Genomic DNA, 18,267 nt, shown 5'->3' with positions numbered 1-18,267 from the left:
GAGCCCAAGACGCGCCCAGAGCGCCTCTGACGGCCCGCGGGCCTCTTACCCGGAAAGGCGCGCACCCGATGCGGATGCGCGCCCTCCAGACGGTGTTCAGACGGCGCTCAGCCCGAGCGGCGGCGGTTGCCGCCCCCGCTGCGGGGCTGGCGGCGCTGCTGCTTGCGCTCCGTGGCCGCCGACGGGGCGATGTCGTCGTCGTCCGAGGCCAGGTCCGGCGACTGGAAGATCACCGTGAACGGGTTCGGCGGGACGATCCGCTCCGGCTCCTTGCGCACCGGTGGAGGCGGCGTCGCGAGGAAGCTCGGCGCCGGCTCGGCGACCGGAGCAGCGGGCGGGGCAGCGGGTGGAGCCTCGGCCACGGGCACCGGCTCGGCGGTGCGGCGAGAGCGGGTGCTCTTCGCCGGCGCCTCCTCGACGGTGTCGGCCTCAGGGGCGGTGACGGCGGCGGTCCGCCGCGACCGGGTGGCCTTGACGGGCGCCTCGGGGGCGTCGGCGAGCGCCTGCTCGATGGCAGACGAAGCCGCCCCCCTCCGCGTACGCGTCCGCTTCGGCTCGGCGGCCTCCTGAATCTCGTCCGTTGTGAAGATCGCGGGAGTCTCCTCTGTCTTGGCATCCACGAGCTCGACCTCCGGAGTCTCGACGACTGCGGTCTCCGCCAGCTCCTTGCCGCCACGGGTGCGGCGGCGCTGGCGCGGCGTACGGGCAGGGCGCTCTTCGCGGCGCTCTTCGCGCTCGTCGCGGCGACGGCCGCCACGGACGCGGGCCCTGCCTGTCTCCCCGAGATCCTCCAGGCGCTCCGCGGACAGCCCCGCACGCGAACGGCTCGCGTGCGGCAGGACGCCCTTGGTGCCCTCGGGGATGTTGAGCTCGGAGTAGACGTGCGGCGAGGTGGAGTAGGTCTCCTCGGGCTCGGCGAACTCGAGCCCGAGCATCTGGTTGATCATCTTCCAGCGGGTCAGCTCCTCCCACTCCACGAACGTGACCGAGATGCCCGTGCGCCCGGCCCGGCCGGTGCGGCCGATGCGGTGCACGTACGTCTTGTCGTCCGTGGGGCAGTCGTAGTTGACCACGTGGGTGACGTCGTCGATGTCGATGCCGCGGGCCGCCACGTCGGTGGCCACCAGCACGTCGATCTTGCCGTTGCGGAACGCGCGCAGTGCCTGCTCGCGCTGGCCCTGGCCGAGGTCGCCGTGCACGGCCGCGACGGCGAAGCCGCGCGTGTCGAGCTGCTCGGCGACCATGTCGCAGGCCCGCTTGGTCTCGCAGAAGACCATCGTGAGCCCGCGGCCCTCGGCCTGCAGCAGCCGCCCGAGGATCTCGATCTTGTCCATCCGGTGCGCGCGCCACACGAGCTGGCGGACCTGCGGCGTGGTCTCGCCCTCGCCGCTCTCGTGCTCGGCGCGTACGTGGGTCGGACGGTTGAGGTACTTACGGGACAGCGTGACGATCTCGCCCGGCATGGTCGCCGAGAACAGCATCGTCTGCCGCTGACCGGGGATCAGGTTGAAGATCCGCTCTACGTCGGGCAGGAAGCCCAGGTCGAGCATGCGGTCGGCCTCGTCGAGCACGAGGGTGGTGACCTGGCTCAGGTCGAGGTGCTTCTGCTTGACCAGGTCGAGCAGGCGGCCGGGGGTGCCGACGATGACGTCGACCCCGGCCTTGAGAGCCTCGATCTGCGGCTCGTACGCGCGCCCGCCGTAAACGGTCAGAACCCGGGACCCGAGCTTGCCGGCGGCGGTGACGAGGTCTTCGCTGACCTGCGTGGCCAGCTCGCGGGTCGGCACGACGACGAGCCCGCGGGGCTTCTTGCGGTTCTTGCGCGGCTTGCCGATGCTCTGGAGCATGGCGATGCCGAACGCGTAGGTCTTGCCCGTGCCGGTGCGCGCCTGGCCGATCAGGTCCTGGCCGCTCAGGGCGAGCGGGAGAGCCATCTCTTGGATGGGGAACGGTGTGACGATGCCCTCGGTCTCGAGGGCATCGGCGATCTCAGGTGTGACTCCGAGGTCTCGGAAAGTCGTCAGCGTGGCCTGCCTCAGTTCTCAAATGAAGGCGGGCCTGCCGGGACCGACGGGCATGAACAGCCCTCGTTACGTGGGTCCTCGCGGTAGAGCCAGCCCTCTCGCGTCATCAGCGACCGCGCACCCGGAAGTGGGGGTATCCGGGAGAAACCCCCGAATTTACACAGTGCGGTCGCACTTTCACAGAGCAGTGTACTCGATAGCACAACGCTGGCCGAGCTTACGTATGTTCCCGAAGATTCGCGGAAGTACGCTGCCATCCATCAACTACCACCGGCTGAGGCTGGTGGCTTGCTCTCACGGTCCCGTCCCGTGTGGCTGAAGGGAGGCCGGTAGCGTGTGGCTGGTTGACAGCAGCCCGGCCGCGCAGGGCGCGCCGCCGGGACCGATGAGCCCTCACCCGCCCGCGGATATCCCCTGGCCGCCCGGTGCGGGGCACGGTCACGCGACCGGCGCGGGTCCACGGCGACACGGTCCGGACATCACGATTCCAGCTCATCATGCGCGCGTCGTGAGGGGCGGTGCCATGCGGGCGGAAGACACGGGCGCGCTTCTCAGCGGCGCGCCGGTGAGCGCAGGCTCCCGCAACACGGGCGACGGCCCGCACGGCCGCCTGGGCACCAAGCCCGGCGAAGTGGGCGCGGGATGGGTGGTAGACGAGCCGGCGCAGGCCGAGCAAGGTGAAGGCGTGGCCGCGCCAAGCCGGGCGCGAGATGAAGGCAGCCGCCTGATCACACAGCCGGATGGCTGCGATGAGGGCATGGGCCTGGGCGGGGCCCGTTACCGAGGTTCTCCATAATGTTTTCGAAAGGAGGGGTGGCGCTTCCTTCCGGACCTGAAGGTTCGGGCTCGGGTGCCACAATTCAGATGACGGAGTCTCCAGGAGTGGTCGACCTGCTCGGGGTGCTCGCCTACGCCGAGCTCAGTGCGTACGCGCGGATGACGGAGGACGCCGCCACGCTCGCGCCCTCGCTGGCCGACCGGGCGGCGCTGAGCGAGCTGGCCGTGACCGAGTATGCCCATTTCCGCCTGCTGCGTGACCGCCTGGCCGAGCTCGGGGCCGATCCCGCCGAGGCGATGTCGCCGTTCGTCGGCGCCCTCGACGCCTGGCACGCGCAGACCAAGCCGGCCGACTGGCTGCAGGCGCTGGTCAAGACGTACGTCGGGGACGGCATCGCGCTCGACTTCTACCGCGAGGCGGCCAGGCACCTCGATCCCTCGATCGCCAAGCTGGTGGACGAAGTGCTGGTGGACGAGGGGCGCTCGCAGTTCGCGGTCGAGCGGGTCAGGGCCGGGATCGAGGCGTCGCCCGCGGCGGCCGGGCGGCTGGCGCTGTGGGCGCGCCGGCTCGTGGGCGAGGCGCTGAGCCAGGGGCAGCAGGTGGCCTCGGCACGGCCCGACCTGGCGCTGTTGCTGGTGTCGGGGGAAGGCGCCACCGACATTTCCCGACTTTTCGCGACGTTGACAGAGGCCCACAACAAACGCATGGCCACCCTGGGCCTCTGACCGTCCCTGAACACGGGCCCCGAAGGCGTTGGGTGGGCGTGGCACGGGTGTGGCGCGGGTGCGGCACGAATGTGGCGTGGCTGCGGTGCGGGTGCGGCGAGGGTATGGCCCGGGTGCGGTGCGGGTGCAATGCGGGTGTGGCGCGCCTTCGTGCCGCTGCCGGAGGCGTCGGGCCGGCGGGATGCGGCGTGGCGGGACCCGGGCCTCGGGACCCGGACGCAGGGCGCGGGCAGCGGACAGCCGACGCCCGCGGTCGTCGGGCCGTGGGCGTGGGGTGGCGGGGCGTTCGGGCGCAGGGCGAGCGGGCCGGGCTCTTGCGGCGGCTGCTGGGGTGCGGGCTGCCCGTGGGACCGGCTGGGGTCTTGCGGCGGCTCGTAGGTGCGCGCTGCACCATGCGCGCTGCCCCACAGGCGCGGGACGATCGGGCGGTCGCCGCGCACCGAGCCCGCGCAGCCGCACAGCCCCGTGCGCGGGACGATCGCCGGGGGTTGGGGAACGAGGGCCGGCCCTGGGAGGGGTACGGCCGGGTGAGCCGTACCCCCAGGTCAGCAAAGCTTCTAGAGGGTGCCGCCGAATCCGACGGGGCGGGCCTCGTCCTCACCGATCTCGACGAAACCGAGCGAGGCCACCGGCACCACGATCCGCCTGCCCTTCACGTCGGTCAGCGCGAACACGCCACGATCGACCGACAACGCGTTCCTGATCTCCTCTTCGACCTGCTCCGCGGAGAGGTCGGTCTCGACAACGAGTTCGCGGTGTACGGAGCGTACGCCGATCTTGACTTCCATGTGGCTCCCTAGTCGACGGGCTGGCTCACTCCCATCGTGGCGGCTCGTAGCCGGGAAAAGGGCAAATGATCGCGCCCAGCGAACGGTTTATGCCGTACGCGGAAAACCGCTGATGCCGCGCCAGGCCAGCCGGGCCATGAGTTGTTCGGCCGCGTCCTTCGGGATGGAGCCGTGCTGGGTCACCCAGTAGCGGGCGCTCACCTCGGCCATGCCGACCAGCCCCACGCCGAGCAGGTGCGCCTCGTCGCTGGTGCACCCGGTGTCCTCCTGGATGAGCACGCTGACCATCTCCGCGCACTCCTGCAGCGAGCGTTCCACGCGCTGCCGCACCGGCGCGACGTTGCGCAGGTCGGACTCGAACACCAGCCGGAACGCCTCGCCCTGCGTGGAGACGAAGTCGAAGAACGCGCTGAACGTCGCCTGCACGCGGAGTTTGTTCTCGTGGGTGGAGGCCAGCGCCTCCCGGCAGCGGTTGACCATGTCGTCGACGTGGAGGTCGAGCAGCGCCAGATAGAGCTCCAGCTTGCCGGGGAAGTGCTGGTAGAGCACCGGTTTGCTGACCCCTGCCCGATCGGCGATCTCGTCCATGGCGGCCGCGTGATAGCCGTTCTCCACGAACACTTCCTGCGCGGCGCTCAGCAGCTGCCGGCGGCGGGCGAGTCGGGGCAGCCGGGTGCCCCGGGGCTTCGCGTCCGGGGTTGCGGTCACGCGGGTCTCCATAGGTCTCTCAGCGGGCTGTGCGGACATCCTACGTGCGGGTAGGGCCGTTGTTCATTTGTTCATCGCCTCGTTCCGCGAGGCCGACCGGTCGTCGCGCAGCCGTGCTCAGCGATATTCGTCGTCGTCGAGATCCACCACGCGGTCCTGGTCGGCCGCGTCGGCGGGGTCGACGTCGAGCGGCAGCTCGCGGCGCTGCCTCCCGGCGGTCTCGCGGATCTCGAAATGCTGCTCGGCGGCGTCCGCCTCGGGCGTCTCGATCGACAGCTCTGCCTCTTCCTGGTCGTAGGAGAGCTCGTCCGGGCGTGTGTCCATCTCCGACATCTTCTGGTCCCCCTCTTGGTGTGGACGGCACCAGCCTACGCCCGGCCGAAAAGGTCGCCACGTTTCTCCACTCTGGCGAGTACGTCGGCCGCCGTGAACACCAGCTCCTCGGGCCGTTCGCAGCCCTCGACCTCCGTCCACCTCAGCGGTGTCGAGACGGTCGGCAGTTCCCTGGCCCGCAGCGAGTAGGGCGCCACGGTGGTCTTGGCGGGGTTGTTCTGGCTCCAGTCGATGAACACCTTGCCGGGCCTGGCCTTCCTCGCCATCACGCTGACGACCTGTGTGGGGTGCTCCTTCTCCAGGAGCCGGGCCAGTCTCTTGGCGTACGCGGAGGGCTCCTCGCGGCAGTCCCAGTCGGCGTACAGCTGCATGCCCTTGTTCCCGCTGGTCTTCGGCAGGGCGGTGAGCCCGTCGGCCGCCAGCACGTCGCGCAGCATGAGGGCCACGCGGCAGCACTCGACGATGGTCGCGGGCGGCCCGGGATCGAGGTCGAACACGAGCGTGTCGGGCGGCAGCGCCTCGCCGTCCTCGTCGACGCGCCACTGGGGCACGTGCAGCTCGAGCGCGGCCAGGTTGGCGTAGTAGACGAGCGTGGGCAGGTCCTCGATGACGGCGAAGTCGATGGCCTCGCGGTTCTTGGTGCTGCCGGGGACGGGGAGCTTGACCCGCCTGACCCAGTCCGGGGTGTGGTCGGGGGCGTTCTTCTCGAAGAAGGACTGGCCGTCGACGCCGTTCGGGAAGCGCTTGACGGTCAGGGGCCTGCCCTTGAGATGGGGGAGGAGTACGGGGGCCACGCGGCTGTAGTAGTCGATGACCTCGGCCTTGGTGAAGCCGAACTCGGGGTAGAGGACCTTGTCCAGGTTGCTCAGCGTCAGCGCTCGCCCGTCGACCTTTACCGGCACCTTCGCCGGGCTGTTCACAGCGTCACCTCCGAGGGGAGCTTGTCGGGGCGCAGGCCGCGCCACACGGGGTGGCGCAGCCGCTGCTCGTCGGTCCACATCGTGTAGGCCACCTCCCCGACGAGATCCGGCCTAACCCACCGATTTCGCCACGGAACCTCGTTGCTGAACGGGCTGTGCGGGATCTCCAGCGGGCTCATCCGCCGGTAGAGCTCTTCGAGCACGGTGTCGGTGAACCCGGTCCCGACGTGCCCCACGTACGCGAGCCCTCGATCGGTGAACATCCCCATCACCAGCGAGCCGATCCCGCCCGCCCGGCGCCCCTTGCCGGGCTTCCAGCCGCCGATCACGACCTCCCTGGTACGCAGGTGCTTCACCTTGATCCACCATGGGGACCGGGTGCCCGGCCGGTAGGGCGAGTCCAGCCGCTTGGCGACCACACCCTCCAGGCCCTGCTCGGACGTGGCCGCGAGCAGGTCGGAGTCGCCGGGGAAGTACGGGGGCGCCCCGACGTCCAGTTCGTCGAGCAGCGCCCGCCGGTCGCCGTAGGGCAGGTCGAACAGCGGCGTGCCGTCGAGATAGAGCAGGTCGAACGGCATATACGTGACGGGGTACAGCTCCAGCATGATCGGCTCGGGATCGGTCAGGTGCATCCTGTGCTGCAACCGTACGAAGCTGGGCCTGCCGCCCCTGTCGAGCGCGACGACCTCGCCGTCGATGATCGCGTTCTTGATCCCGAAACCGGATATTTCCGGATACCTCCGCGTGTATTCGACCCCGTGCCGCCCCGTCACCCTCAGCCCGCCGTCAAGATGGACGAGGGCGCGGATGCCGTCCCACTTGACCTCCAGTCCGTACCTCTCGCGATCGGAGGGTAGTTCCCCAGGTACGGCCAGCATCGGTTCGACGGGGTATGGCATTGGTTGCCCCATGACGGGTATGTGCCCATTGGCGAACGATTGAGAGCTGAGGAGTGACCATGCGCAGCATCTGGAAAGGTGCGATCTCCTTTGGCCTGGTCACGATCCCCGTCAAGCTCTACTCCGCCACCGAGCAGAAGGACGTGACGTTCCACCAGGTCCATCGCGAGGACGGCGGCCGGATCCGCTACAAGCGCGTGTGCACGCAGGACGGCGAAGAGGTGCCGTACGCCGACATCGCCAAGGGCTACGAGCTGCCGACGGGCGAGATCGTCGTGCTCACCGACGAGGACTTCGAGGATCTGCCGCTGAGCACGTCCCGCAGGATCGACGTCCTGCAGTTCGCCCCGGCCGAGCAGATCGACCCGATCTACTTCGCCAAGTCGTACTACCTGGAGCCCGACGCGCAGGGGGCGAAGCCGTACGTGCTGCTGCGCAACGCCCTGGAGAGCTCGGGCCAGGTGGCGGTGGTCAAGGTGGCGCTGCGCCAGCGCGAGTCCCTGGCCACGCTGCGGGTACGGGACGGCGTCTTCGTCCTGGAGACCATGCTCTGGCCCGACGAGATCCGCACGCCGGACTTCGGCTTCCTGGAGGAGGACATCGAGGTACGGCCTCAGGAACTCCAGATGGCCGAGTCCCTGATCAGCACCATGGAGTCGGACTTCGACCCGGGCGAGTACCACGACACGTACCGCGAGGCGCTGCAGCAGGTGATCGAGGCGAAGGTGGCCGGCAAGGAGGTCATCCCGGCCCGGGAGGAAGAGGAGGCCGGACCGGCGGTCGACCTCATGGCCGCGCTGCGCGCCAGCGTGGAGGCCGCGAAGCGGGAGCGGGAGGGCGGGGCCGCCAAGCCCAAGAAGGCCGCCGCCAAGTCCAAGGACGAGGAGAAGGCCCCCGCCAAGCGCAAGACGCGCAAGACGGCCTGACACCGCCGGAATCTCTCTCAGCGGTCCCGCACGCCTCCGTAAGGGGAGGCGCTCCACGGCCTCGCCGGCGCTTCTCGCGTTTTCCCGTGTTGAGCCCCCGTCCGCCTTTCTCAGGCATTCACCCCACCGCGAGGTGGGGTTTTTCGTGCTGCCTCCGACCCTCTACGACGCGATCACCGAATAGGACATATACGGATAAGTCGCGTTATTTCGGTCTATAAATCTTTAATGCAAGCAATAAGACTGTTAATGCATGGTAAAACCGGCTAGGTGTCGTTTGTTGGGCTGCTGTCTGGAAATGACACCTCATGGATGGCTCTTCGGCAGACGTCCAAGACCTCTTTCCGGGATAACCGGAAATGTCGAGAACGGGGCAATCGATCCTTTAGGGGGAAAACGCAATGCCCAAGCTCAAGACTGTTTTCGCGGGTCTCGCCGTCAGTACGGCGCTGACCGGTGGCGTGGTAGCCGCGGGCGCGGCCACGACTTCGGCCAGTGCCAGTGCCGCCGCTCAGGTCAAGTCCGCCGCCTCCGTCCTCGCCAATGGCTGCGGCAGCTGGGGTTGGCGCCGCTGCGGCTGGGGCGGCGGCTGGGGCGGCGGCTGGGGCTGGCGTCGGCACCACCAGCGCAGCCACGTTCGGGTCAACGTCCACAACCGGAACATCAACATCAACCGGTTCGAGCGCGAGCGCGAGCGCGAGCACCGTCACCACCACAACAACGACGACAACTGGTCCTAGCCGTGTACTGACGGCGCGGGGATGACCGCGTTTTCGCGGTAGGGGGATTTCCCCGCGCCTCCACGGCAGGTTTTCGACGAGGGCTCTCCAGACCTTAGGGCTGGGGAGCCCTTGCTGTGTCCGGATCTATCTACGCTGCGGCGTTTGCGCAGAATCATGGGGATGTCTGTGGTGGGCCAAATGACGGCAATTCCAGTTTGCCTGCTGTTTCAGACGGAAATATGCATGATGCGGATGATTCGTTAAGGATCATCCGGGGCGTTTCCTAGTCGATCGGGTTTTCGGGGATTGGCCGGGAACGTGAGGAACGGGGCAATCGAACCTGTAGGGGGAAAACGCAATGCCCAAGCTCAAAAGTGTTATGGCGGGCCTCGCCATGAGTACGGCCCTCTCCGGCGGCGTGGTCGGCGTGGGCGCGGCCATGTCCGCGGCCGAAGCGGCGACCCAGGTCGGCACCGCCACCTCCGTCCTGGCCAAGGGCTGCGGCAACTGGGGCGGGCGCCGCTGCGGCTGGGGCGGCTGGGGAGGCGGCCGCTGGGCCAACTGGCGCCACCGCATGCCCCGCATCAAGATCATCATCATCAACACCAACCGCAACCGCAACGTGCAGCAGCGCGTGGAAGAGCGCCACGAGATGGACCACCACGAGGACAACAACCAGCCCACGTGGCAGTAGAACTCACCGCGCAGGCGAACCCGTGGCGCGGGCCGTGCCACACCAGGAGTCCCCTGAGCGATGGAACTTCGGCCACGCCGATCGAGTGCCCGTATTCACCGGGTCCCGACGTCCACCCCGGCAGCGACGTCGACCCACCGAATACGGGCATTCGACGTGTCTCCTGCCGCCGGTAAGCCGGACCCGGCTGGGACCATTTCGAAGAAGACCGGGACCGCCCTCTCCTCGGGGAACGGGCGGTCCGTGCCGATGAGGGCCGGTGACGCGGGGACAGGGCTGCCCGGCTTGTGGGGGCGCCGCTGGAGAGGGAGCGATGACCGTCCAGCAGAAAGAAGAGAGTGCCCGTATTCGCTTGGGCGGCGCCGGCCGGAGGGTGGCGCCTGTCCCGCTGAATACGGACACTCGTTGGTGTGGGCGGCGTGTCATCGCTCGGGGATGCCGCCCGCTACGGCGGCCTCAGGGGCACGCCAATGCTCAGCTCAGTGTCTGAGTCCTACCACTCGCCACGGTCACCCCGGTCGACCCGGTTGATGTTGTGGTTCTGGTTGACGATGACGATCCGGACCCGGGCGCCCCTGTTGTGACCGCCCCAGCCCCACCGGGGACCGCCCCAGCCCCAGCGGGGACCGCCCCAGGCCCAGCGGCCGCCGCCCCAGCGACCGCCCCAGCCGCACCGGCGCCAGCCCGCGCCGCGGCAGTTGCCGGCGAGAACGGGGGCGGCGGACTTGACCTGGACGGCCGCGCCGGCCGGCGACGTGGCCGCGCCCGCGGCTACCACGCCACCGGTCAGCGCCGTGCTGACGGCGAGACCTGCGATGACACTCTTGAGCTTGGGCATTGTTTTCCCCCTAAAGGTTCGATTGCCCTGTTTCACGCCCCCCGGCCCAGCGGACACAGATCCGGCCGAATCGGGGAAACGCTACGGACGAGATTCTTAGAGAATCTCCCGCACGACGCATATTTCCGGACAAATCACCAACAAACCGGAACTACCTTGATTTGGCTGACCACAGACGTCCTCATGGTCGAAACAAAAGACTCCACCCCCATGCTCCTCGCCGTACAACGCAGTGAGGGCTCCCCCGGCCAAAGGCCGGGAGAGCCCTCACTGAACCCCCCGCGGAAGACGAGAAGACAGGACCTGCCCGAAGGTGCGGACGCTTATCTTCCCGCCATTAATGCACGGTTCTGTTACCAGGTACGCGCCCGACGCCGCTCGGGCCTGTTGTCGTTGACGTTGTCGTTGCGGATGACGACGCAGACCTCGCCGCCGCGGCGGTGGCGACCCCAGCCCCAGCCGCCGCCGCCCCAGCCGCCGCCCCAGCCGTGGTGACGGCGGCACTGCCGGCGGTGACGGTCACGGTCGCGACGGTCGATGACGATGCTGCGGCCGAGGTCGTCATCGAGAAGGCCGTCGTCGATGCCCTCGTCGAAGTCGTCGTCGATGCCGGTGAGGATGGATGAGGTGTTGAGCTTGATGGCGTCGGCGCTGACCGCAGTGGTGGCCGCGCCCGCGCTGACCATGCCGCCGGTCAGCGCCGTGCTGACGGCGAAGCCTGCGATAACACTCTTGAGCTTGGGCATTGCGTTTTCCCCCTAAAGGATCGATTGCCCCGTTCTCGACGTTTCCGGGTACCTGAAAACAGGTCTTGGACGGCTGCTGAAGAGTCATCCATTGAATGTCATTTCCGGGGCGACGGGCGGGCAAACTGGAGAGACCCTATTTTGCTATGCATTAAGAATCTTATTGCTCGCATTAAAGATCTATCCAATGAAATGGCATGATATGTCCGATTGCGGCGCAATTGATAGGGCGGCCACGCAGGGCAATGCTCGCGCCCCGGCCCGGCCTGTCGTCATCGGCCATGCCGGTCCTGCGAGTGGTGAGCTGCCTGCCTGCGGTGCCGCCCCCGGACCGATGAAAGTCCGCGAACATATCAACGGCCATTACGCCGGGCGCTTCGCCGACGCCCGGCGTCATTATTCGGAGGACGCATTGTGCGCCCTCCGAAAATGTCTCCCGCTTTTGTGCGGCACCCGGCGGTGGTGCGTTCGAGGCTGGTCTGTCCCGCCATTAACGGTGCGTTCCTCAACCGTCACGCTAAGTGCTGCTGGTTGTCATGCTTTCCGACCTTGGTGCGCCATAAACGATGAACGGTGGCTTTTGCCACACTCTTGGCGCGTGATGAGATCGATTAGACCTCTAAGTCGCGATATATGGCGATTTGTCCGAACCGTGCGATGATCGCCACCGATCCGCCCGCCGGCCCCGATCTGGGTGCCGCACCGGGCCCCGAGATGCCATCGCGGCCGCAGACGATCACACCAGCGGGACGTTTGAGGCATGTGTGGCCATATGTACCTGATGCCGGAAAAGGTGGAGTAAGCGCGCTTCTGTACGGAATCCAGACCCCACCCAGACGCGCTGGTTATCGTTGAGGGAACAGGAAGGAACGTCAGAAAGGACCCACGATGGCGGAACCGGTCCCGGACTGGCCGGGCCGCATGGTCGGCTCGGTGCACGTCCGATCGACGAGTGACCAGCGGGGACAGCGCGAGCAGGCCGTCTTCGTGCACGGCCTGGCCGGGTCGGCCACCAACTGGACCGACCTCATGGACGAGCTCAAGGACACGGTCACCGGTCACGCCCTCGACCTCCCCGGCGCGGGCTTCTCGCCCGCCCCGGCCGACGGCGACTACACCGTCGCCGGCCACGCCAGGGCCGTGACCGAGCTGATGGAGCACACGGGCCCGGCCCACCTGTTCGGCAACTCGCTCGGGGGCGCGATCGCCGTCCGCGTGGCCGCCACCCGCCCCGACCTGGTCCGCTCGCTCACCCTCGTCTCCCCGGCCCTGCCCGACCTGCTCCCCAGGTACGGCCCCGTCCGGGTGGCCGCCGCCGCGGTGCCCGTACTGGGCGAATGGGTGGCGAGCAGGCTCCGCCTGGTGCCCGCCGAGCACCGCATCAACGCCTCCGTGGCGATGGTCTGGGCCAACACCAGCGCCGTCCACCCCGTACGCCTGCGCGACGCGATCGACGAGCTCCGCAGGCGCGACGACCTCCCCTACTCAGGGGAGGCCATGATCAGGTCGGCCAGGGGCATCGTGGCCGAATACTTCCGCCGCGGCGAGGACAACCTGTGGCGCCAGGCGGCCAAGGTCAAGGCCCCGACCCTGATCGTGCACGGCAAGCACGACCGTCTGGTCCGGCCCGCCATGGCCGCGAAGGCATACCGTACGTTCCCGCAGGTGCGGCTTGTCTTGCTGCCGACGGCGGGCCACGTGGCGATGATGGAGATGCCGCAGGTCGTGGCGGCCGAAGCACGCCGTCTGATCCGTGAGACTCGATTGGGGAATGCCCCACTCGCCAGCTAGGTTTCAAGGTGAGATAGGACCCCCTGGAACGGGAGCGTAGAACGTGTCGTTGCCACCGCTGGTCGAGCCGGCCGCAGAGCTGACCGTCGACGAAGTGCGCCGCTACTCGCGCCACCTGATCATCCCCGATGTGGGCATGGCGGGGCAGAAGCGGCTGAAGAACGCCAAGGTGCTGTGTGTGGGCGCCGGGGGCCTGGGCTCGCCCGCGCTGATGTACCTCGCGGCGGCGGGCGTCGGCACCCTCGGCATCATCGACTTCGATGTGGTCGATGAGTCCAACCTGCAGCGCCAGATCATCCACGGCCAGTCCGACGTGGGCAGGCTGAAGGCCGAGAGCGCCGCGGCGTCGGTCCGCGAGATCAACCCCCTGGTCGACGTCGTCATCCACAACACGGCGCTGACCACAGAGAACGTCATGGAGATCTTCTCCGGCTACGACCTCATCGTCGACGGCACGGACAACTTCGCCACGCGCTACATGGTGAACGACGCCGCGGTGCTGCTCGGCAAGCCGTACGTCTGGGGCTCGATCTACCGGTTCGACGGCCAGGCCAGCGTGTTCTGGGCCGAGCACGGGCCCTGCTACCGCTGCCTCTACCCGGAGCCCCCGCCTCCCGGCATGGTGCCGTCGTGCGCCGAGGGCGGCGTGCTCGGCGTGCTGTGCGCGTCGATCGGCTCCATCCAGGTCAACGAGGCCATCAAGCTGCTGACGGGCATCGGCGACCCGCTGGTCGGGCGGCTGATGATCTACGACGCCCTGGAGATGAAGTACCGCGACGTCAAGGTCCGCAAGGACCCCGAGTGCGTCCTGTGCGGCAAGAACCCGACGGTCACGCAGCTCCTCGACGACTACGAGGCCTTCTGCGGCGCGATCTCGGACGAGGCCGCCGAGGCCGCCAGCGGTTCCACGATCACCGCGCTGGAGCTCAAGGGCATGCAGGACCGCGGCGAGAACATCTTCCTCGTCGACGTCCGCGAGCCCAACGAGTACGAGATCGTCTCGATCCCCGGCGCCACGCTGATCCCCAAGGGCGAGTTCCTCAACGGCTCGGCCCTGGAGAAGCTGCCGCAGGACAAGCGCATCGTGCTCCACTGCAAGTCCGGCGCGCGCTCGGCCGAGGCGCTGGCCGTCGTCAAGAACGCCGGGTTCGCCGACGCCGTCCACGTCGGTGGGGGTGTTCTGAGCTGGGTCAAGACCGTCGACCCGAGCCTGCCCTCCTACTGATGGTTTCTGGGGGTGTTCCCCGGAAGGCGCCATTAAGGTCGATGGGGTGAACACTGCCCGTCCGTGGCCGACGCTCGTGGTGGCCTCCGCGCTGACCCTGGTCTGCGCGGTGGCCGCCGGAGTGTCGGGCAGCGCGGCGGGCACGGAGCTCACCCGGGGCCCCAGCGCCGCCGAGCTCCAGGCGGCGGCCAGACGCGAGGTCGCCGAGCGCTGGCGCACCTGGCCCAGCGGACGTATCTTCCCCGCCACATTGCCGTACTCCGCCGAGCAGGGCGGCCGGGAACGTGCCAGCCGGATCGGCATCTCGCCCGAGACCGCCTGCGACGCGGTCGACCCCAAGGCGGTCAAGGCCCTGCGCCAGGCGGGCTGCAAGGGCCTGCTGCGGGCCACCTACATCGACGCGCTGCGTGGCGTGCTCGTCACGGTCGGCGTGGTCGCGCTGCGCGACGAGCCGGACGCCGTACGCGCGAAAGCCGCCTTCTCCGACAGCGGCAAACCCGTGCCCGGCCTGTACCCGCTGGCCTTCCGCGGCACGGTCGCCGACCGCTTCACCCCCGACGTGCGCCAGGCCGGCTCGGTGCGGCAGGCGGGGCCGTACCTGGTGCTGACCACGGCGGGCCAGGTGGACGGCCGGCCCGCGGACGCGGCGGACGAGCAGCGGCCCTCGATCTTCGCCTTCGCCACCGAGATCTCCGAGCGGGTGCTGACCGACCTGAGCACGCCGCGGATGCCCGACTGCGCGGCCGAGGAGTGGCGGTGCTGAGCCGGGGCAGTACGGGGGTCATGCTCAGGCGGGGAACGGCGGCCGTGGCGGTCGCGATGCTGCTGTGCGGGGCCGCGCCGGCGTGGGCGGACGACGTACGCGGCGGGCAGCGGCCGGTCATCAAGACGCTGGCGCTGACCCAGGCCTGGCGCACCAGCAAGGGCGACGGGGTGACGGTGGCGGTGCTCGACTCGGGCGTCGATCCGCACCATCGCGACCTGGCCGGCTCGGTGCGGGTGGGCAAGGACTTCACCGAGGGCGCGAACCCGCCGGGGGTGGCCCCGAGCCGCCTGCACGGCACGTACATGGCCTCTCTGATCGCCGGGCACGGGCACGGCAATGGGGGAAATCTGGGGATCATCGGCGTCGCGCCCGAAGCGGACGTACTGTCAGTAAGGGTCATCCTTGAGGACGAGGAGCCGGGTTTCCGGGAGTTCAACTCGGCCGAGCGCTTCGAGGACGTGGTGGCCCAAGGCATTCGCTACGCGGTGGACGAGGGTGCGGACGTGATCAACATGTCGATCTCCAAAGAGCTGGCGACCAGGGAGGAGCGGGCGGCCATCCGCTACGCCATCTCCAAGGGCGTCGTGCTCGTGGCCGCCGCGGGCAACGACGGCGACCGGAAGATCGACGGCGACTTCGCCCCCTACTCCTATCCGGCCGCGTTCCCCGGGGTGGTCTCGGTGGGGGCGACGGACCGGTTGCTGCGGCGGGCCACGTTCTCCAACTGGAACTCCTCCGTGCTGGTGGCCGCGCCGGGCGTGGACATCATGGGCGCGGGCCCGGGCGACGAGTACTGGGTCGGCAGGGGCACCTCGCAGGCGACCGCGCTGGTCTCGGGCATAGCCGCCCTCATCAAGGCCAAATATCCGGGCATGTCGCCGCCGCTGGTGGCCCGCGCCCTGACGGCCGGCGCCACCGACAGGCCCCCGGGCGGTTACGACACCGGCACCGGCTTCGGCGTCGTGAACGCGGCCAGAGCCCTGTCCGAGGCCCGCAAGCTGGCCGGCTACACCGAGACCGCCGCGGGCGACCAGGCCCAGGACCCGGCCGAGCCGCTGGCCGGCGGGCGGACTGCCCCCATCGAGGTCATCGTCAGGGACGACAAGCGCGTCACGGTGTACGCGGCCATCGCCGCCGCGGCGGCCGTCGGCGCGTTCGCTTCCCTGGGCGTCATATTCATCCTGGTCAGGCGCGTACGTCGGGCATACAGCTCACAAGATGCATGATCCGCCTACTAAGGGGGACGAAATAGACACGGGACGGCATCGGCTCCCCAGCCCGCCTTACGTAGCGAGGCGACGGGCAGGGAGGGCGAGGATGAGGCGGTGGTGAAGGCTCGTAGGTCGACTTCAGGGCTACCGCGCGCCGAGGGCGGGGCCACGCCGGAACGGAGGAATCCGCTCGGCGCCACCACCGGCCGGCGGTCGCGTGTGCGTACGTGGCCGGCGGCGGGTTCCCGCGCGCGTGCGGCCGCCAGGGACCGCGCCGAGAGGGAGGCGCTCCAGCAGGGCGTCCGCTACCGGCGCATCTTCGTGATGCTGCTCAGCGTCATCGTGGTCGTCTCGTCCGTGGTCGTGCTGCTCGGCACGATCGGGCTGTTCGCCGAGACCCGCTCGCGCCCGCTGACCCCCGCCGAGCAGAACCAGTACAAGCAGGAGGAGATCGCCAGGCGCTGGCAGGCGTGGCCGGCGACGGGCGTCTTCCCCGAAGAGGTGAAGTACCTCGGGCTCGACCGGGCCCAGCAGTACGCCAGGCGCGTCGGCATCGCCCCCGAGACCGAGTGCGGCAAGGGCGTGGACGCCTCCGTGGCCGGGGTGCTGGAGAACCACGGCTGCGTCACGATGCTGCGGGCCACGTACGTCGACCAGACCGCCACGTTCGTGATCACGGTCGGGGTGGCCGTGCTGAAGGACGAGGCGTCCAGGGTCTCGGCGAGCGAGGAGCTCACCCAGGACGACCGCGTGGGCGTGCTGCCCGTCGCCTTCCCCGGCACGGTGACCGAACGCTTCGGCCCCGACCAGCGCCAGCGCACCGGCTGGGTGGGCGCCGGGCCGTACATCGTGTTCTCCACGGCCGGCTACGCCGACGGCCGGACCAGGGCCGCGATCCCGCCGGAGGAGATCCTCCACTCCGAGCTGTGGCCGGCCGCGAAGTCCGTCGGCAACCAGATCGCCTACTTCCTCGCGGACCCGCCCAAGGTGCCGCCCTGCACCCAGGGGAATGTGTGCTAGCGACCGTACGCGCGCTCACCGCGGCCCTCCTCGTACTGGCCGGACCCACCGCCGCCCCCGTCCGGGAGCAGCAGCAGTGGGTGCTCGACGCCCTCAACGTCGAACAGGCCTGGACCGTCACCAAGGGTGAGGGCATCACCGTCGCGGTCGTGGACAGCGGCGTGGACGACCAGGTCAAGGAGCTGAAGGGGCGGGTGACCGCGGGGCCCGACATGAGCGCGGGCGCGGTGGTCAGGGAGACGGCGCCGGGCAGGCACGGCACCGCCATGGCCGGCCTGATCGCGGCATCGGGGGAGGACGACGGGCTGGTCGGCGTCGCACCCGAGGCCCGCATCCTGTCGCTGCCCATGGTCACCGACGACAGCCCCGAGCTGAGCGTCCCGCCGGTGGAGGACGAGGAGCAGACCTCGGAGAGCCCGCTCGCGCGGGCCCTGCGGTACGCGGCCAACCACGGCGCCCAGGTCATCAGCATGTCCATCGGCTCCTACGGCCCGCTCAGGTCCGAGCGCGAGGCCGTCTCGTACGCGCTCGGCAAGGGCGTCGTCCTGGTCGCCGCCGTGGGCAACGACGGCCTGACCGGCTACGCCAAGGAGAACGGCACCTCCTACTGGAGCTTCCCGGCCGGCTACCCGGGGGTCATCGGCGTGGCGGCCACCGACAAGCAGGGCAAACGGGCCACGTTCAGCAGCGACAACCTCTCCGTGCTGGTCGCCGCGCCCGGCGTGGGCGTGCCCGTGGTCAAGCGCAAGAGCGGTTACGAGCTGTCCGAGGGCACCAGCTCGGCCGCCGCGCTCGTGGCGGGCGTGGCCGCGCTCGTCAAGTCGCGCTATCCGAATCTGCCGCCCGAGCAGGTCGCGCAGGCGCTGGCCGCCAGCGCGCGGGGCCGGCCGGCCCCGGGATACGACGACCAGACCGGGTTCGGGGTGGTCGACGCGGCCGCCGCGCTCAACGCCGCCGAGCGGCTGACCGGGGAGCAGCGCAGCGTCATGTCAGGTCAGGAGCACTTCGGGCAGGGCGAGGACTCGCCCGTGCCGACCAGGCCGGGGCCCGATCCGCTGCGGCTGTGGTTGTACGGGGGAGGAGTGCTGGTCGCGCTGGTCATGTTCTGCGGCGCGATCATCGTGCTCAATCAGCGCAAGGAACAGTAAAGATC

20 protein-coding genes are annotated in these 18,267 nt (G+C 69.3%); 12 read left to right on the top strand and 8 right to left on the bottom strand.

The genetic code is table 11. The annotated features are described in order from the left end of the window. Positions 1-107: 107 nt before the first annotated feature. The gene (locus tag HD596_RS06740) at positions 108-1,934 is read right to left on the bottom strand and encodes a DEAD/DEAH box helicase (RefSeq protein ID WP_221519212.1); all 1,827 of its coding nucleotides are present in this window, start codon (positions 1,932-1,934) and stop codon (positions 108-110) included. Between the two features lie 613 nt (positions 1,935-2,547). Between HD596_RS06740 and HD596_RS06735 the strand changes: the two genes are divergently transcribed. From HD596_RS06735 to HD596_RS06725, 3 genes are all read left to right on the top strand, one after another. Beyond that, on the top strand, positions 2,548-2,820 hold the full coding sequence (locus HD596_RS06735; RefSeq protein WP_185068442.1) for a hypothetical protein: 273 nt from the start codon (positions 2,548-2,550) through the stop codon (positions 2,818-2,820). Between the two features lie 68 nt (positions 2,821-2,888). After that, positions 2,889-3,527 carry a ferritin-like fold-containing protein gene (locus tag HD596_RS06730; RefSeq protein ID WP_185068441.1) on the top strand — a complete coding sequence of 213 codons (639 nt, stop codon included), beginning with the start codon at positions 2,889-2,891 and terminating at the stop codon, positions 3,525-3,527. A gap of 129 nt (positions 3,528-3,656) precedes the next feature. Next, positions 3,657-3,905, top strand: coding sequence for a hypothetical protein (locus HD596_RS06725; protein ID WP_185068440.1), 249 nt, complete (start codon positions 3,657-3,659; stop codon positions 3,903-3,905). A 179-nt stretch (positions 3,906-4,084) separates the two neighbouring features. Here the strand turns inward: HD596_RS06725 and HD596_RS06720 are convergent, their stop codons facing one another. The 5 genes from HD596_RS06720 to ligD (HD596_RS06700) form a co-directional block, all read right to left on the bottom strand. Then, a complete protein-coding gene (locus tag HD596_RS06720; RefSeq protein WP_185068439.1) occupies positions 4,085-4,315 on the bottom strand; it encodes a DUF3107 domain-containing protein in 231 nt (76 codons plus the stop codon). 87 nt (positions 4,316-4,402) lie between these two features. Continuing rightward, the gene (locus HD596_RS06715) at positions 4,403-5,023 is read right to left on the bottom strand and encodes a TetR/AcrR family transcriptional regulator (RefSeq protein ID WP_313043020.1); all 621 of its coding nucleotides are present in this window, start codon (positions 5,021-5,023) and stop codon (positions 4,403-4,405) included. A 117-nt stretch (positions 5,024-5,140) separates the two neighbouring features. After that, positions 5,141-5,347, bottom strand: coding sequence for a hypothetical protein (locus HD596_RS06710; RefSeq protein WP_185068437.1), 207 nt, complete (start codon positions 5,345-5,347; stop codon positions 5,141-5,143). Positions 5,348-5,391: 44 nt separating this feature from the next. Next, complete coding sequence (gene ligD, locus HD596_RS06705; protein ID WP_185068436.1) at positions 5,392-6,276, bottom strand: non-homologous end-joining DNA ligase; 885 nt, start codon at positions 6,274-6,276, stop codon at positions 5,392-5,394. Next, positions 6,273-7,175, bottom strand: coding sequence for a non-homologous end-joining DNA ligase (ligD, locus tag HD596_RS06700; RefSeq protein ID WP_246554172.1), 903 nt, complete (start codon positions 7,173-7,175; stop codon positions 6,273-6,275). The genes ligD (HD596_RS06705) and ligD (HD596_RS06700) overlap by 4 nt, the downstream gene beginning before the upstream one ends. A gap of 59 nt (positions 7,176-7,234) precedes the next feature. Here ligD (HD596_RS06700) and ku point away from each other — a divergent pair, with 59 nt between their 5' ends. The 3 genes from ku to HD596_RS06685 all read left to right on the top strand — a co-directional run bounded on the left by ku (position 7,235) and on the right by HD596_RS06685 (position 9,517). Next, positions 7,235-8,101, top strand: a complete 867-nt coding sequence (gene ku, locus HD596_RS06695) for a non-homologous end joining protein Ku (RefSeq protein WP_185068434.1) — start codon at positions 7,235-7,237, stop codon at positions 8,099-8,101. 401 nt (positions 8,102-8,502) lie between these two features. Next, entirely contained in the window at positions 8,503-8,841 is a 339-nt protein-coding gene (locus tag HD596_RS06690) for a hypothetical protein (RefSeq protein ID WP_185068433.1), read from the top strand. Between the two features lie 376 nt (positions 8,842-9,217). Next, complete coding sequence (locus HD596_RS06685; protein ID WP_185068432.1) at positions 9,218-9,517, top strand: hypothetical protein; 300 nt, start codon at positions 9,218-9,220, stop codon at positions 9,515-9,517. A gap of 493 nt (positions 9,518-10,010) precedes the next feature. Here the strand turns inward: HD596_RS06685 and HD596_RS06680 are convergent, their stop codons facing one another. After that, positions 10,011-10,355, bottom strand: a complete 345-nt coding sequence (locus tag HD596_RS06680) for a hypothetical protein (protein WP_185068431.1) — start codon at positions 10,353-10,355, stop codon at positions 10,011-10,013. Between the two features lie 353 nt (positions 10,356-10,708). Further along, positions 10,709-11,101 (bottom strand): hypothetical protein, encoded by a 393-nt coding sequence (locus HD596_RS06675; RefSeq protein ID WP_185068430.1) that lies wholly within the window; start codon positions 11,099-11,101, stop codon positions 10,709-10,711. 888 nt (positions 11,102-11,989) lie between these two features. Between HD596_RS06675 and HD596_RS06670 the strand changes: the two genes are divergently transcribed. The 6 genes from HD596_RS06670 (at position 11,990) to HD596_RS06645 (ending at position 18,262) form a co-directional block, all read left to right on the top strand. Then, entirely contained in the window at positions 11,990-12,892 is a 903-nt protein-coding gene (locus HD596_RS06670; protein ID WP_185068429.1) for an alpha/beta fold hydrolase, read from the top strand. Between the two features lie 43 nt (positions 12,893-12,935). Next, positions 12,936-14,117, top strand: a complete 1,182-nt coding sequence (gene moeZ, locus HD596_RS06665) for an adenylyltransferase/sulfurtransferase MoeZ (protein ID WP_185068428.1) — start codon at positions 12,936-12,938, stop codon at positions 14,115-14,117. Positions 14,118-14,163: 46 nt separating this feature from the next. Continuing rightward, entirely contained in the window at positions 14,164-14,880 is a 717-nt protein-coding gene (locus tag HD596_RS06660; protein ID WP_313043009.1) for a hypothetical protein, read from the top strand. Positions 14,881-14,900: 20 nt separating this feature from the next. Continuing rightward, positions 14,901-16,109 carry a S8 family serine peptidase gene (locus tag HD596_RS06655; protein ID WP_185068427.1) on the top strand — a complete coding sequence of 403 codons (1,209 nt, stop codon included), beginning with the start codon at positions 14,901-14,903 and terminating at the stop codon, positions 16,107-16,109. A 204-nt stretch (positions 16,110-16,313) separates the two neighbouring features. Continuing rightward, positions 16,314-17,114, top strand: coding sequence for a hypothetical protein (locus tag HD596_RS06650; protein ID WP_185068426.1), 801 nt, complete (start codon positions 16,314-16,316; stop codon positions 17,112-17,114). Beyond that, entirely contained in the window at positions 17,108-18,262 is a 1,155-nt protein-coding gene (locus HD596_RS06645; RefSeq protein ID WP_185068425.1) for a S8 family serine peptidase, read from the top strand. Before HD596_RS06650 ends, HD596_RS06645 begins: the two co-directional genes overlap by 7 nt. The last annotated feature ends 5 nt before the right edge of the window (positions 18,263-18,267 follow it).

The sequence above is a fragment of the Nonomuraea jabiensis genome, from assembly GCF_014204795.1.
GTDB lineage: Bacteria > Actinomycetota > Actinomycetes > Streptosporangiales > Streptosporangiaceae > Nonomuraea > Nonomuraea jabiensis.
Note: the sequence above shows the minus strand (reverse complement) of the source record. Positions and strands in the feature narration are given on the sequence as shown.

Bases quoted from the DNA above. Each gene is read 5' to 3' on its own strand.
- HD596_RS06740 (WP_221519212.1), bottom strand. From the start codon at position 1,934: ATGGCTCTCCCGCTCGCCCTGAGCGGCCAGGACCTGATCGGCCAGGCG.
- HD596_RS06735 (WP_185068442.1), top strand. From the start codon at position 2,548: ATGCGGGCGGAAGACACGGGCGCGCTTCTCAGCGGCGCGCCGGTGAGC.
- HD596_RS06730 (WP_185068441.1), top strand. From the start codon at position 2,889: ATGACGGAGTCTCCAGGAGTGGTCGACCTGCTCGGGGTGCTCGCCTAC.
- HD596_RS06725 (WP_185068440.1), top strand. From the start codon at position 3,657: ATGCGGGTGTGGCGCGCCTTCGTGCCGCTGCCGGAGGCGTCGGGCCGG.
- HD596_RS06720 (WP_185068439.1), bottom strand. From the start codon at position 4,315: ATGGAAGTCAAGATCGGCGTACGCTCCGTACACCGCGAACTCGTTGTC.
- HD596_RS06710 (WP_185068437.1), bottom strand. From the start codon at position 5,347: ATGGACACACGCCCGGACGAGCTCTCCTACGACCAGGAAGAGGCAGAG.
- ligD (WP_246554172.1), bottom strand. From the start codon at position 7,175: ATGCCATACCCCGTCGAACCGATGCTGGCCGTACCTGGGGAACTACCC.
- ku (WP_185068434.1), top strand. From the start codon at position 7,235: ATGCGCAGCATCTGGAAAGGTGCGATCTCCTTTGGCCTGGTCACGATC.
- HD596_RS06690 (WP_185068433.1), top strand. From the start codon at position 8,503: ATGCCCAAGCTCAAGACTGTTTTCGCGGGTCTCGCCGTCAGTACGGCG.
- HD596_RS06685 (WP_185068432.1), top strand. From the start codon at position 9,218: ATGAGTACGGCCCTCTCCGGCGGCGTGGTCGGCGTGGGCGCGGCCATG.
- HD596_RS06680 (WP_185068431.1), bottom strand. From the start codon at position 10,355: ATGCCCAAGCTCAAGAGTGTCATCGCAGGTCTCGCCGTCAGCACGGCG.
- HD596_RS06675 (WP_185068430.1), bottom strand. From the start codon at position 11,101: ATGCCCAAGCTCAAGAGTGTTATCGCAGGCTTCGCCGTCAGCACGGCG.
- HD596_RS06670 (WP_185068429.1), top strand. From the start codon at position 11,990: ATGGCGGAACCGGTCCCGGACTGGCCGGGCCGCATGGTCGGCTCGGTG.
- HD596_RS06655 (WP_185068427.1), top strand. From the start codon at position 14,901: ATGCTCAGGCGGGGAACGGCGGCCGTGGCGGTCGCGATGCTGCTGTGC.